The organism is Hymenobacter canadensis (genome assembly GCF_027359925.1).
Classification (GTDB): Bacteria; Bacteroidota; Bacteroidia; order Cytophagales; family Hymenobacteraceae; genus Hymenobacter; species Hymenobacter canadensis.
In genome coordinates, this window is sequence record NZ_CP114767.1 from 2,903,765 (window position 1) to 2,916,761 (window position 12,997).

The 12,997-nt window shown below is 61.9% G+C and carries 13 protein-coding genes; 3 read left to right on the forward strand and 10 right to left on the reverse strand.

Features of this window, described 5'->3' with window-relative positions; translation table 11 throughout:
- Positions 1 to 142: 142 nt before the first annotated feature.
- From O3303_RS12500 to O3303_RS12515, 4 genes are all read right to left on the reverse strand, one after another.
- Positions 143 to 2,626, reverse strand: a complete 2,484-nt coding sequence (locus O3303_RS12500; RefSeq protein WP_350356584.1) for a prolyl oligopeptidase family serine peptidase — start codon at positions 2,624 to 2,626, stop codon at positions 143 to 145.
- An 84-nt stretch (positions 2,627 to 2,710) separates the two neighbouring features.
- The gene (locus tag O3303_RS12505) at positions 2,711 to 3,343 is read right to left on the reverse strand and encodes an HD domain-containing protein (RefSeq protein ID WP_269558728.1); all 633 of its coding nucleotides are present in this window, start codon (positions 3,341 to 3,343) and stop codon (positions 2,711 to 2,713) included.
- 60 nt (positions 3,344 to 3,403) lie between these two features.
- Positions 3,404 to 4,699 (reverse strand): APC family permease, encoded by a 1,296-nt coding sequence (locus O3303_RS12510; protein ID WP_269558729.1) that lies wholly within the window; start codon positions 4,697 to 4,699, stop codon positions 3,404 to 3,406.
- A gap of 596 nt (positions 4,700 to 5,295) precedes the next feature.
- Complete coding sequence (locus tag O3303_RS12515) at positions 5,296 to 5,817, reverse strand: DUF2480 family protein (protein ID WP_269558730.1); 522 nt, start codon at positions 5,815 to 5,817, stop codon at positions 5,296 to 5,298.
- A gap of 84 nt (positions 5,818 to 5,901) precedes the next feature.
- Here O3303_RS12515 and O3303_RS12520 point away from each other — a divergent pair, with 84 nt between their 5' ends.
- Positions 5,902 to 6,072 (forward strand): DUF8622 domain-containing protein, encoded by a 171-nt coding sequence (locus O3303_RS12520; RefSeq protein WP_269558731.1) that lies wholly within the window; start codon positions 5,902 to 5,904, stop codon positions 6,070 to 6,072.
- Positions 6,073 to 6,084: 12 nt separating this feature from the next.
- Here O3303_RS12520 and tsaB read toward each other — a convergent pair whose 3' ends face one another.
- The 5 genes from tsaB to rpmH form a co-directional block, all read right to left on the reverse strand.
- The gene (gene tsaB, locus O3303_RS12525) at positions 6,085 to 6,780 is read right to left on the reverse strand and encodes a tRNA (adenosine(37)-N6)-threonylcarbamoyltransferase complex dimerization subunit type 1 TsaB (RefSeq protein ID WP_269558732.1); all 696 of its coding nucleotides are present in this window, start codon (positions 6,778 to 6,780) and stop codon (positions 6,085 to 6,087) included.
- A 32-nt stretch (positions 6,781 to 6,812) separates the two neighbouring features.
- Complete coding sequence (locus O3303_RS12530; RefSeq protein WP_269558734.1) at positions 6,813 to 7,373, reverse strand: hypothetical protein; 561 nt, start codon at positions 7,371 to 7,373, stop codon at positions 6,813 to 6,815.
- A 76-nt stretch (positions 7,374 to 7,449) separates the two neighbouring features.
- The gene (locus tag O3303_RS12535) at positions 7,450 to 9,141 is read right to left on the reverse strand and encodes a S41 family peptidase (RefSeq protein ID WP_269558735.1); all 1,692 of its coding nucleotides are present in this window, start codon (positions 9,139 to 9,141) and stop codon (positions 7,450 to 7,452) included.
- Between the two features lie 28 nt (positions 9,142 to 9,169).
- Positions 9,170 to 9,586, reverse strand: a complete 417-nt coding sequence (rnpA, locus tag O3303_RS12540) for a ribonuclease P protein component (protein ID WP_269558736.1) — start codon at positions 9,584 to 9,586, stop codon at positions 9,170 to 9,172.
- A 43-nt stretch (positions 9,587 to 9,629) separates the two neighbouring features.
- Complete coding sequence (rpmH, locus tag O3303_RS12545; protein WP_044015888.1) at positions 9,630 to 9,788, reverse strand: 50S ribosomal protein L34; 159 nt, start codon at positions 9,786 to 9,788, stop codon at positions 9,630 to 9,632.
- Positions 9,789 to 10,028: 240 nt separating this feature from the next.
- Here rpmH and O3303_RS12550 point away from each other — a divergent pair, with 240 nt between their 5' ends.
- Positions 10,029 to 11,765 carry a M61 family metallopeptidase gene (locus O3303_RS12550; protein ID WP_269558737.1) on the forward strand — a complete coding sequence of 579 codons (1,737 nt, stop codon included), beginning with the start codon at positions 10,029 to 10,031 and terminating at the stop codon, positions 11,763 to 11,765.
- A 75-nt stretch (positions 11,766 to 11,840) separates the two neighbouring features.
- Positions 11,841 to 12,605, forward strand: coding sequence for a TolB-like translocation protein (locus tag O3303_RS12555; protein WP_269558738.1), 765 nt, complete (start codon positions 11,841 to 11,843; stop codon positions 12,603 to 12,605).
- Between the two features lie 111 nt (positions 12,606 to 12,716).
- On the opposite strand, the gene O3303_RS12560 is transcribed toward O3303_RS12555, so the two are convergent.
- Positions 12,717 to 12,956, reverse strand: a complete 240-nt coding sequence (locus tag O3303_RS12560) for a hypothetical protein (protein ID WP_269558740.1) — start codon at positions 12,954 to 12,956, stop codon at positions 12,717 to 12,719.
- Positions 12,957 to 12,997: the final 41 nt, after the last annotated feature.

A 12,997-nucleotide genomic window follows, 5' to 3' on the forward strand; every position in this document is an offset into this window, starting at 1 on the left:
GAACGTCTTGGCATTGCTCTGGCAGAGAATGTTCTGACGACGACTGACCCGACGGCTGAAAAGTACCGCCGGACCCGAACGCATAATAAAAAGCCCTTGTCGTAATGCGCGACAAGGGCTTTTTATTATGCGTTCGGGCAGCTTAGTTACCGCCGCTACTGGCGCCGCCCGTGGCCGGGCTGCCGGGCTTCAGGTTGGTTTCAAATAGCTTCAGGATGCGCTTGTACTCGTCGGTCCACGAGCTGGGCTCTACGAAGCCGTGGTCCTCGACGGGGTACACGGCCAGCTCCCAGTTCTCCTTTTTCAGCTCGATGAGGCGCTGCGAGAGGCGCACGATGTCCTGGAAGTGCACGTTGGTATCCACCATGCCGTGGCACATGAGCAGGGCGCCTTTCAGGCCGTTGGCGTAGTAGATGGGCGACGAGCGGGCGTAGGCGACGGAGTCGTTGTAGGGCTCGTTGAGGATGTTGTCGGTGTAGCCGTGGTTGTAGTGGGCCCAGTCCGTGACGGAGCGCAGGGCGGCGCCGGCGCGGAATACGTCGGGCTGGGTGAACATGGCCATGAGCGTGATGAAGCCGCCGTAGCTGCCCCCGTAGATACCGATACGCTGGGCACTCACGCCGTATTTCTCGGCCAGTAGCTTAGCCCCATCGACGTGGTCGGTGAGGTCTTTGCCGCCCATGTAGCGGTAGATGCCGGTGCGCACGTCGCGGCCATAGCCGGCCGAGCCGCGGTAGTCGATGTCGAGCACCGTGTAGCCTTTATCGACCAGCAGGTTGTGGAACATGTACTCGCGCGAGTACTGGCTCCACCACTTGTGGGCGTTCTGCAGGTAGCCGGCGCCGTGCACGAATATCACGGCCGGGCCCTGGGCGGTGGGGTTGGCGGGACGGTACAGGCGGGCGTATACGTCGGCGCCGTCGCGGGCCTTGATGGTGATGATTTCGGGGTCGCGCCAGGCGTAGCTCTCGAACTCGGGCGTGGTGCTGTGGGTGAGCTGCTGCATCTTGGCGCCGGGCTTGTTGTCCATCAGATACAGCTCCCAGGGCTTGTTGGTGTAGCTGTAGCGCACGGCCAGCTGCCGGCCATCCGGCGACACAGTGGCCTCGTTGGCGCCGTCGCGGGTGGTGATCTGGCGGAGCGCGCCGCCTTCCAGCGGCAGGTGGTAGAAGTGCTGCACGCCGGGGTGGGTGGCGTTGGCCGTGAGGTACCACGTCTTTTTGTCGCGGCTGAGCTCGGCTTTCTGCACCTCAAACTTGCCGCTGGTTAGGGCCTTTTTCTGGCCCGAAGTCACATCCACGGTGTAGAGGTGCGAGTAGCCGGATTCTTCGCTCTGGAACCAGATGCGGCGGTTGTCGGGCATCCAGCCCACGTTGCCAGCGCCGTACCCGATGCCGGGCCCGTTGATCCAGGCTTCGTCGCGCTGCCGGTCCAGAAGCGTGATTTTCTGGCTAACCGGGTCCAGGGCCACAATCCAGCGGTCCTTGTTGTCGGCGGAGCGCACCACCAGAAACGCCCGCTGCCCGTCTTCCGACCAGAAGGGCCCGAACGGCTGCACGCGGCGCAGCTCGGTGGCGGGCTTGGGCTGGCTGGCTTTGGTAGCGGCCGCCTTTGCCGAATCGGCGGGCATGGGGGCCTTGGCGGGCAGCTGGTATTCTTTGCGGTAGGCGGGTTGCTCGTCGAGGCCTTTTAGCTCGCGGTAGCCCAGCACGAAGGTGGTGTCGCGGGCCAGGTCGTACACGCCCAGCTCGTAGGCGGTCTGCGGCGCGCCTACCTTGGTACGGGTGCTGATGTCCTCAGTAAAGCCCGAAGCCGTGACGAAACTAGGCACAAGCGCCACCTTTTCGGCGGCCGGTTCCTGCACCAGCGTGTAGGTCACGTAGCGGCCATCGGGGCTGAGTTGCAGGTTATCGACGGCCTGCTGGCCAATCCAGATGGCTTTGGGGCGCAGCCGGGCCAAGGCCTTCTGCTGCCGCTCACGGGCCTGCCGGTCCTGGTCTTTCTGCCGGATTACGTCGAACAAAGCCAGCTGCTGGGCCCGCAGAAACCGCTCCGACTTGTCGGTGGGCTGGCTGTTGGCGGGCTTGCTGCCCTTGCGGAAGTCGGTGCGCTGGGTGGTTTCGCCGGTGGCGGGGTCCCAGGTGTAGAGGTTCTGGGCGCGCATGTAGCTCACCATCCGGCCACGCATGGCAAACGCGGGGTCGGTTTCGCGCTCGGCGGTGTTCGTAACGCGGCGCACCTTCCGGGTTTTCAGGTCGAGCAGGTAGATGTCGCCCTCCTTCTCGTACACTTTGCGGGTGTACGCCTGGTCGTACTCACCGGAGCTGGCGGGCAGCTCCCGCTGCTCGCGCGGGCTCACCTTGCGCGGGGCCCCGGCGCTGCTGGCGGCCACTTGGTACAGCGAGTCGCGGCGGTTTTTCTCAGGGTTCCAGTTGAAGTAGATGGTGCGGCCGTCCTCGCCCCAGTACACGTTGGAGGGCGCGGTGCCCAGCCATTGCGCCTGGTCGCGCATGATTTTCTCGACGGTGAGCGGGGCCAGTCCGGCGGAAGGCGCGGCCGGCGTCTGGGCCAGAGCCGGGGCCGACACGGCCAGCAGCAGCCCTAAAAAGCGTAGTTGGTGCATCATCAAAGCTAAAGCAAGAAGGAGAAGAAACCCAGAGACACGGATTGGCCGGGTCCGTTGCCGGCTGGGCTGGTGATAAGGCGGCGTTTACAACTCCCGCAGCTCCTGCGCCAGGTTACGGCGGGCGGCGGCATCGAGCTGCTCCCGAAAACCGGGCGTGTGGTAGAGCACCGGTGCTTCCAGCAGCTTCTGCAGCACTTTGCGGCGGCCGCGGCGGTAGAGCAGGCCCGGCACCAGGCGGTACTCCTGCCGCACCTGCCGGGCATATTCCTGGTAGCGGGCTTCGGAAGCGCCCAGAATGGCCAGATCGGCATCCAGGAAAAACAGCAGGTCCGAGTCGTCGGGCGGCTGAGGCTGGGTGTGGTCGTGGGTGCGCTCAATCAGGAAGGCCACCCGCGCCTGGCGTTCGGCGGAGAGGGAGGTTTTTGCCAGAAATTCGCGAGCCAGCTCAGCGCTTTTCGCTTCGTTGTCGGAGCGCAGCGCCTCGTACACGGCATCGTGAAACCACACGGCCAGTTGCACTACTACCGAATCTTGCAGCTGGGCGGCGGCTTGGTCAGTGGCATCGAGCAGCGCCCGGATGTGGGTGAGCGTGTGGTAGTGGCGGCCCGGGGCCTCGTACGCCTTGGTCAACTGCGTGAGCATGGCGGTGCGGGCGGCTTCATCGGCCAGTAGCGGGGCCGTGAGCTGGTGCCAGCGGTTGGCGAGGGTGATTTCCATGTGGCAAGGCAGGGAGTAAGCGTTTCTGATGTGACGAAGCCGACCGGCAGCGGGCCCGGCTTACCGTCGTCGGCTCAGCGCGTAAGGCACCAGCCCCGCCAGCACCGTCAGTAGGCCGTAGAGCGACTCGGTGGGCTTGTCGTGGACGATGAACCAGAGCGTCCAGGCGCTGAGGGCGAGGAACAGCAGCGGCGTGACCGGGTAGCCCCAGGCGCGGTAGGGCCGCGGCAGATTCGGCTCGCGCCAGCGCAGCACAAACAGCCCCAGCACCGTCAGGAACGTGAAAAGGTTGAGCACGAAGCCCGCGTAGAGCAGCACCTGCTCGAAGGTGGCCGTGACGATGAACAGCAGCGTGAGGCCGGTTTGTAGCAGCATGGCCCGCACCGGAATGCCCGCCGCGCTCAGCTGCGCCAGCGGCCGGAGCGGCGGCAGGTCTTCGCCCATCACCTGCACAATGCGCGGCCCGGCAAAAATCATGGCGCTGATAGTAGACACCAGCAGAGCCGCAATCAGCCCACCCATCAGCCGCCCACCCAGTGGCCCAAACAGCTCCGTGCCCGCAATAAAGCCCACTTCAGCCTGCCCGGCCAGCTTGCTGATGGGCGTGGAATACAGGAAAACAAAGTTCAGGGCCACGTACAGGGCCAGCACCAGCGCTGTGCCCGTGAGCAGGATGCGTGGCAGCGTGCGTTGCGGCTCCTGCACCTCGCCGGTGGCATACACGGCCGCGTTCCAGCCCGAGTAGGCATACGACACGTACACCAGCGCCACCGCAAACGCCGGGCTCAGCAGCTCCCGCCCCACGGCTGCCGACGGTGCAAACGACAGCCCTTGCGGCACGGCCACCACCAGCCCCACGCCCACAAACGCCACCAGCACCAGCACCTTCACGGCCGTCACGACGAGCTGCAGGCGGCTGCCGGCGCGGCGGCTGCTGGCGTGCACCGCCGTGAGGGCCAGCACCACGCCCACCGGCAGGAGCAGCGGCGGCAGCCCCGGCCACACGCTGCCCGCGTATTTGCCCAGCGCCATGGCCGCCAGCGCCGTGGGCGCCGCAAACCCCACCGTGCTGGACACCCAGCCCGACAAAAAACCCACCGCCGGGTGGTAAATGCGCGACAGGTAGTGGTACTCGCCGCCGGAGCGGGGCAGTGCCGTGGCCAACTCGCCGTAGCTCAGCGCTCCGCACAAGGCCACCACGCCGCCCACCGCCCACAGCATCAGCAACGCAAACCCACTCTTGATGTCCGTCACCTGAAACCCCAGGCTGGTAAACACGCCGGTGCCCACCATATTGGCCACCACGATGGAAATGCCGGTCAGGATGCTGATTTTGTAGGGGCTGGTTTGGGGCATGCGCAGGGAAAGTGAGGCCCCAAATATGCAGAATCCGTTGGCAAGCCAACAGGCTGCTCTCCGGGGCCAAGTCGGGTCCAATGGCGGTTTCGCAAACGAAGTATGCTCCGGTCCGACGGCGGCAGCCGTCCGACCGGTTGCCGCGTGCTGAGGTGATTCCGTCGTCGTCTGGGTGGCAGTATTTTAGTAGCCGCCGTGGCGCGGACGGCAACCGGTCGGACGCCTACGGCGTCGGACCGGAGCATATTTCGTTTGCGAAACCACTACAATTAGGACCAAAGTGGCTCAAAATTGAGCAAGGTCAGGCCACAATCGACCCATTTTGGCCCACAATCGGACCAGCTCAGTACCTAATCGGTCCTCGCTGGCTCGGAATAGGTCCAATTTAGCCCGATTTCGGACCAGATAGGCTCGATTAGCTGGGTCGGACCCTCGCAATCGGGCCAACCAAGTGCGAAATCGGGGGTCCGACCCAGCTAATCGGGGGTCTGCCCCCCAATTAACTTTCATTGAAAACGCAAAAAGCGAGTCGGCACCACCAGGGTGCGCAACTCGCTTTTGCGTAGGCTCAATAGCCAACCGGCACAAGCTGAAGCTTATGCTACACTCACTTTCGGCTTTTTATACAGCGGCACCGTGCTGCAGGGCTCGCCATACATCACGCTGCTCACCACAGGCAGCAGCTTTTGCATGATGGCCACGTAGGCGTAGGTCGGCACGGGTTTCTCGCCGCAGCCCTTCACCACCACTTTGGCGTCGCGGTAGTCTTCGGCGCTGATGCCGGCAATGGCTTCCTGGAACAGCTCCTGCTCCAGCGCCTCCAGGCTGCCAAACACGTAGCGGTGGGCATGGCCCTGCAGCTTGCTGGCCAGCAGCATGTAGGCCCAGGTGGGCACAATGGCATCGGCCGAGCAGATGATGGCCACGTTTTTGCCGTCGTACTGGCTCCAGTCGTGGGTTTTCACGAACTCGCGCAAATCCTTTTCGCGCAGCATCAGGCCGTGAAACAGGTTGTCCTTGATGTCGTACACGACCCGCTCGCCGGGGTGCAGCAGCTCCTCCAGGTTCAGCGACGTAAGGGCGCTGCTGGCGACGCGGTTGACAAATAACGGTTCCATGAGAAAGGCAGAATAAACAAGCGAAACAAAACTTCAAACAAAGCGACGACCGCAAAAAGTTGTTGACCGGTCAGACTCCTCACCATGAAAACAAAATTCTGCGCCCATTGTCAGACCGAGGCGACCACGCTGTACCGCATCCAGACGCCGACCGAAGGCAAAAGCTGGATTTTCGTCTGCGAAAGCTGCTGCCTGAAGGCCAAACCCCAACCCGGCTACCGCTACGGCGGCACTTGGCAGGGCTACCGGCACTAGCGCCGGCGCAACTCAGCTTTTCGGGGTAGTGGTGTACACCTCTTTCAGGTAAAACGGCTCATAGTAGGCCACGTCGCGGAATTCCTGCCGAGCGTAGGCTTCCACCGCCAGCGCGCCCACGGCCACTGCCGAAGGCTCGATACCGGCCAGAAACGCCACGTTCGGGTTGCCTGCCGCGAGCGGCCGGAATTTGGCCGCGCCGTTTCCGAAGCATAACACGCGGTGCTGAGTGGTTTGTTCAGTTAGCGCGATTTCATCGAGGATGAGCGGCGTGGGCGCCAGCACCTGCGTGCCATCGGGGCGGTAGAGGGCGGTATAGACTTCCATGCGGCGCGCGTCCAGCATGGGGCACAGCAGCAGGTCTTCGGTGGGCACGGTGGCAGCGGCCACCTGCCGGGCCAGCGCCGCCAGGGTGCTCACGGCCACCAGCGGAATGTCCAGCGCGTAGCACAGCCCCTTAGCAGCAGCAGCCCCAATCCGCAGCCCCGTGTAGGAGCCCGGCCCGTCGCTCACGGCCACGGCCGCTACGTCGGCCAAGGTATGCAGCGTGTTTTCCAGCAACTGGCTAACCAGCACACTCAGGTGCGACGAGTGCGACTTTTCCAGCCGCAGCTCCGACTGCCCTACCAGCCGGCCATCGTCCAGCCGGTGCAAAGCCACAGAACAGACAGCAGAAGACGTTTCGAGGGAAAGGATGAGGCTAGGCATGGGGCAAAGATATAGCCTACGCTTTTGCTGAATTACTCCACCGGCTCAGCTCCCAGATTATCTACGGCTTGGCGTGCCCAGAAATCTTCATCCCAGATCCTATTTGCCTTCTCCTGAATAAACCAAACGCCAAGAGGCCAGAACCACAACGCCAAAAAGGCCACAAACGCCTGGCTGAAATCAGGCCGGCGTCCGTGCTCTTTAGCAAGTAACAGCGACGCGGTGAACCAATGCAGATGAATGTAGGCAAACCCAGCATACAGCCCTGGTAATGCGGCTACACCCGTTACCCGAAAGCTGGTTGAGGAGAACTGCACATTCAGGTCTTCTGCGAAGCTTGCGTAGGCCAATACCAACAGCACCACGAACACATTCACCAGAAACCAAGTGAAATTATACCCTTCTATTCCAGCACGTATGCGGCTGAGCGAGCTTACTAAAAGAGCCACCCATATCACCCATAAAGACAAACTGGTGAAAGACAGAACAGCATCTAGTATACCGTCATCTATGCACCATGAAGCAACGCGCGGCACCAGCAAGCATAGAAATATCTGCCAAGGCTTTGCCCGCAGGATAAAATCATCCATCATATAAATAAAAAACACGGCAGCTTCGTCATGAAACTACCGTGCTAGTATACAGTCATCACACACTGCTTTCCAAATCCTACTTCGCCGTGCCGGCACCTTTTGTGGCGCTGGCGGCGCGGCCGTTGGGGCGGAGCAGGGCGGCGTAGCGGTTGGGGTCGTTGAGCACGCTCATGGCCATCAGTATGTTGGGGTCGTCGTCGAAGGTAGCTTCAATCTGGCCCTTCTGGAAGTAGTAGCGCGACACGATTTCCTGCTCCAGCAGATCCCTGATTTCCGGCTTGAAGCGGGTCAGGTCGTTGCCTTTGTTGGTGCTCACCTTGCGGCGCATGGCCTCCAGTTCGGTTTTCACGTCGTCGTAGTGCTTCTCCTCCTTCACCTTTTTGGTGAGGTCGTTGATAGCCTTTTCGGCGTCGGTGCTGTAGCTGATGTCCTTGCCCTTGAGGTAGTCCGTGAACTTGGCGTAATCGGCATCCGAGAGCTTGAACTGCCGGGCCGGCGCAATGGTGGCATGCTCGGCGCGGTAGCGGGTGGCGTAGTCGAAGAGGTAGCTCTTTTGCAGCAGCACCCGCGTGATATCCGCAATTTCGCGGTCCACTACTTCCACATCGGGCGCCACGCCGCCGCCGTCGTACACGGTGCGGCCGGCCTGCGTTTTGAAGGCCGTGCGCAGCGAGTCGGGTACTTTGCCCAGCGTGCCGTCGTCGGCGCGGTGCGCGTAGTCGATTTCCTGGATGCAGCGGCCGCTTGGAATGTAGTATTTGGCCGTCGTCACCTTCAGCTGCGAGTTGTAGCTCAGCGGCCGGGTCGCCTGCACGAGGCCCTTACCGAACGTCCTCTCCCCCACCACCACGGCCCGGTCGTAGTCCTGCAGCACGCCCGAAACGATTTCCGACGCCGACGCCGACCGGCTGCTGGTGATGATAACCACCGGAATCTGCGTGTCCAGCGGCATGTCCAGCGCCTTATAGGTCTTGTTCCAATCGGAAACTTTGCCCTTGGTGCTCACGATGTCCAGCCCCTTTTCCACAAACAGGTTGGAGATATTCACCGACTCGTTGAGCAAACCGCCGGGATTGTCGCGGATATCAAACACAATTTTCTTGGCCCCCTGCTCCTTGAGCTTGGTGAGGGCCATGCGCACTTCCTTGCCGGCATCCACCGTGAAGCCCGACAGCTGGAAATAGCCGATATCGTTGGTGAGCATGCCGTAATACGGCACGTTATCGACCTGAATCTTGTCGCGCGTGATGTTGATTTCCACTGGCGCATCCTGGCCGTAGCGGGTCACCATCAGCTTCACCAGCGAGTTGGCCTGCCCCTTCAGCAGCTTGCTGATGTCGGAGTTGTTCTTCTTCTCAACATTAACGCTGTTGATTGTCAGAATCTCGTCGCCGGGCAGCAGACCGGCTTTCTGGGCCGGGTAGCCTTCGTATGCGGCCTGCACGATGGTTTTGCCATTGCGCTTCACCACTACCGCCCCAATGCCGCCGTACTGGCCGGTGGTCAGGGTCCGGAAGTCCTCGATGTCGTCTTCGGGAATGTAGTTGGTATAGGGGTCCAGCGACTTGAGCATGGCGTCGATGCCCGTCTTCACCAGCTTAGCCGGTGGCACCTCGTCCACATAGTAGGTATTCACCTCCTTGAACAGGGTGGCGAAAATGTCGAGGTTCTTGGCGATTTCGAAGTACCGTTCGTTGTCGGAGCGGAAGGAAACCAACAGCGCGGCCCCGCTCAGGAAGGCACCGGCCACAATAGACTTGTTGCGCATAGACAGGGGAAGGAGCAGAAAAACAACCCTACACAGCAGACGCCTGCGCGCCGTGCGGGGTTGCGTCAGTCAGCAAACGCTCCAGCCCTGAAATTAATTTTTTTTCCACCAGCGCGAAAGGCTTTTTTTCCTTCCCGGTGTAGATAATAGCCAGCAGCCCGACGCCGTGGCCGCCCGCGGCCTCCGTGAGGCGGTGCTTATTGAGCCGGTAGGCCTCGCGCATGAGGCGCTTGAGGTAGTTGCGGTCGACGGCGCGCTTGAAGCTGCGCTTGCTTACGCTCACCAGCACCTGTGGAGGCGTAGCGGCATGGGTTTCGGCGGGCCGCCACACCAGCCGCAACGGGTATAAACCAAAAGAAGAACCCTGTGCGAAAAGCTCATCAATGAGTTTTTTTCGGCACAGGTGTTCTTCTTTCGAAAACGAATAGGAGCGCTCCTCCGGCAACGGGTGCGGGGTAAGGAGCTCAGCCACAGCAGTTGGCAGCAGCCTAGCGCTTGTGACGGCCTTCGTCGGATACGGTCAGGCGCTTGCGGCCTTTGGCACGGCGGCGGGCCAGCACGCTGCGGCCGTTAGCGGATTCCATGCGGGTGCGGAACCCGTGCTTGTTGCGGCGCTTACGCTGCGAGGGCTGAAAAGTACGTTTCATGGTATGTCTGGTGACTCAATTACAGGTAGGGCCGGCAAAGGTAAGACGTTAGTTTGAAAATGGCAAAGCATCGGCCGCCTTTTTCCGTGGCCCGTTGCCGGCATCTATCCGCCATTCAGGGTTTTGGCCTGCGCTGAAAGCTGGTTTACAGGGCCGAAAACCCTGTTATTTATCCACTTATTTCAGCCGGATAGACCTACCTTTGTACTGGGTTTTCAGCCCTTTCCGCTCCGCGTGCCCATGATTCACTACTCCGTCTCGTTTGAGAACCCGCTGACCTTTTATGTGCAGCTGCACATGACGTTTGAGGTACCCACCGATGGCCCCGCCACCGTGGAGCTGCAGCTGCCGGCGTGGCGCCCGGGCCGCTACGAGCTGCAGAATTTCGCCCAGAAAATTCAGCAGGTGGAGGTTTCCGACGCGGCCAGCCACGACTTGCTGCCTACCCGCAAGCTCACCAAAGACCGGTGGGAAGTGCGCGAGGCGGCCGGCCGCACCGTGCGGGTGAGCTACAACTTCTACGCCCATCAGATGGACGCCGGCGGCTCCTGGCTCGACGAAAGCCAGCTGTACATGAACCCCGTGCAGGGCTTTATGTACGTGGAAGGCCGCCAGCACGAGCCCTGTCAGGTGCAGCTGCACCTTCCCGAGGGCTGGCACCTGGCCTGCGGCCTCCCGCAAAGCGGACCCAACGTGCTGCAGGCCCAGAGCTTCGACCACCTCGCCGACTCGCCCTTTATTGCCAGCCCCACGCTGCAGTACCGCAACTACGAGGTGCAGGGTCTCCCCTTCTACATCTGGATTCAGGGCGAGTGCCCCGTGGACTGGCAGCGGCTGGTGGCCGATTTCCGGGCCTTCAGTCAGGAGCAGCTGACGCTGTTCGGCGCGTTTCCGGCCCAGGACTACCACTTCCTCAACCAGATTCTGCCCTACAAGCACTACCACGGCGTCGAGCACCTCAACTCCACCGTCATTACGCTGGGCCCGGCCGAGCTGCTGATGACCGAAGGACTGTACAAGGAGCTGCTGGGCGTGAGCTGCCACGAACTGTTCCATGCCTGGAACATTAAGAGCATCCGGCCGACTGAGATGCAGCCCTACGACTACAGCAAGGAAAACTACTTCCGCACCTGCTTCATTGCAGAGGGCGTCACGACGTACTACGGCGAGTACCTGCTGGCCCGGGCCCAGGTGCGCACCGCCGAGCAGTATTTCGCGGAGCTGAATACGGTGCTGCGCAAGCATTACGACGACTACGGCCGCTACCACCTCTCGCTGGCCGACGCCAGCATGGACCTGTGGCTGGACGGCTATAAGCCCGGCATTCCGGACCGCAAGGTGTCGGTGTACCACAAAGGCGCGCTGGTGGCGCTGCTGCTCGACCTCACGCTACGCCGCCTCTCTCAGCATCAGCGCAGCCTCGACGACGTGATGCGCCGCCTCTACGAGGAATTCGGCAAAACCGGCATCGGCTACACCGAAGACGACTACGTGCGCATCGTGACGGATGTGGCAGGGCGCGACATGAAGGCCTATTTCGACAAGTTTATCTACGGCACGGCCCCGCTGGAAGAGCCGCTCGACAAGGCCTTGGCCTTTGTGGGCTGCACGCTGCGCATCACCGAAAACCTGTCGGCTTCCGAAGGCCTGTTTGGCTTCCGAACGGTAACTCGCAACGAAAGAACCGAAGTCACGGATATCCTGCCGAACTCACCGGCGGCGGCGGCTTTCACCGTCGATGACGAACTGGTGGCCGTGAACGGACGCCGCGTGGACATGAACCTGCAGAGCCTGCTTTCCGCCGACAGCGAACATCCGTACGAGGTTAGCGTATTCCGCCAAAACCGCCTGCTCACGGTGCCGCTGGCGGCCCGTGCCGGTGAGCGGTTCTGGCAGAAGATTACGATTGAAAAGCTTCCGGCAGCCACGGCTGAACAGCAGGCCAGTTACCGGAACTGGCTGAAACAGGATTTTTAAGCGCGGCGTTTTTTCACTATCCCCATGTTTCGGCTTCGTGCACTAATAGTGGTTTTGCCGCTGGCAGTGCTAGTATTGAGTTGTTCTTTCCGTGGCCCTACGGAGCGCGCCCAGCCCGGCGTGCCGGTGGTGGCACCCGTGGCGCGGCTACCGCGCCCAGTTCCGCCCCGCATCTACCGCCTCGGCCACCTCGACACGCTGGTGCAGGTGCCGGGCCGGGTGCTGCCCATTCATCAGGCGTCGCGGGGCACCTATGAGCGGCTACCCCAGCCGATCTGGCTGCCCGTGCCGCCGGCTTCAGCCGAGGAGGAAGAGGCCTTCGATTTTGAAGCCGAGGAGCGCAACCGCCTGCGCACGGCCGGCAAGAGCGTCCGGCGCGTCGGCAATACGCTGTGGCTTTACCCCGGCACGGCCAAGCCCCTGCGCCTGCTCAACAATCCCGCCGACAACCCCACTACCAACATCAGCTACGAGTACCTGGCCACGCTGCCGGCCATCCGGCAGTGGCTGGTGGCCGTGCACCTCTACGAAGGCGGCTACTCCATGCTGGTCGACCAGCGCACCGGCCGCCGCACCCGCGTCTGGAGCGCCCCGGCCGTGGCCCCGGACGGCCGCCACTTCGTTTGCGGCAACTCCGACGTGCTGGCTCGCTACGAGCCCAGCGGTTTGCAGCTGTGGTCGGTAGACGGCAGCACGCTGCGCCTGCTATGGGAGCGCCAAACCGAGTGGGGCTGCACCCAGCCGCGCTGGCTTGACAACAAAACCATCCTCTTCGAGCAGGATTTTTTCGATAACGGCGACGTGGACACCCGGGTGGTGCGCCTGACCGTCGTGCCTTGAGGTAGAAGTAAGTACAAAGAAATGAGAGGTGAGACTTTCGTTCTGATGGCCCGCTTGGGTTTCAGAACGAAAGTCTCACCTCTCATTTCTAATGTCTCACCTCTAAAAGACCTAGTCGCCCTGGCGGCCGGGGCCTTTGCCGCCGCCGTCTACCGACATCGGTTTGTTGCCCTGCGGGTTGCTGCGGATGTTATTGACGCCTTCGCCGGCCGAGTTGCCGTCAGTGGTGTTGCCGTGGGCCGATACGTCGGTGGTGTTGGGGCTTTGCACCTGCGTGCTTTTCTTCTTGGTATTGGCAGCCGGGTTGACGGACGTTTTATCGTTGGTCAGGTCGGTTTGCTTCTTGCTCATGCTCATGGCCGTGTGGTTTACGGGTGGATGAATATTACTTC

Bases quoted from the DNA above. Each gene is read 5' to 3' on its own strand.
- O3303_RS12500 (WP_350356584.1), bottom strand. From the start codon at position 2,626: ATGATGCACCAACTACGCTTTTTAGGGCTGCTGCTGGCCGTGTCGGCC.
- O3303_RS12530 (WP_269558734.1), bottom strand. From the start codon at position 7,373: ATGATGGATGATTTTATCCTGCGGGCAAAGCCTTGGCAGATATTTCTA.
- O3303_RS12535 (WP_269558735.1), bottom strand. From the start codon at position 9,141: ATGCGCAACAAGTCTATTGTGGCCGGTGCCTTCCTGAGCGGGGCCGCG.
- O3303_RS12510 (WP_269558729.1), bottom strand. From the start codon at position 4,699: ATGCCCCAAACCAGCCCCTACAAAATCAGCATCCTGACCGGCATTTCC.
- O3303_RS12515 (WP_269558730.1), bottom strand. From the start codon at position 5,817: ATGGAACCGTTATTTGTCAACCGCGTCGCCAGCAGCGCCCTTACGTCG.
- rpmH (WP_044015888.1), bottom strand. From the start codon at position 9,788: ATGAAACGTACTTTTCAGCCCTCGCAGCGTAAGCGCCGCAACAAGCAC.
- O3303_RS12550 (WP_269558737.1), top strand. From the start codon at position 10,029: ATGATTCACTACTCCGTCTCGTTTGAGAACCCGCTGACCTTTTATGTG.
- O3303_RS12560 (WP_269558740.1), bottom strand. From the start codon at position 12,956: ATGAGCAAGAAGCAAACCGACCTGACCAACGATAAAACGTCCGTCAAC.
- tsaB (WP_269558732.1), bottom strand. From the start codon at position 6,780: ATGCCTAGCCTCATCCTTTCCCTCGAAACGTCTTCTGCTGTCTGTTCT.
- O3303_RS12520 (WP_269558731.1), top strand. From the start codon at position 5,902: ATGAAAACAAAATTCTGCGCCCATTGTCAGACCGAGGCGACCACGCTG.
- O3303_RS12505 (WP_269558728.1), bottom strand. From the start codon at position 3,343: ATGGAAATCACCCTCGCCAACCGCTGGCACCAGCTCACGGCCCCGCTA.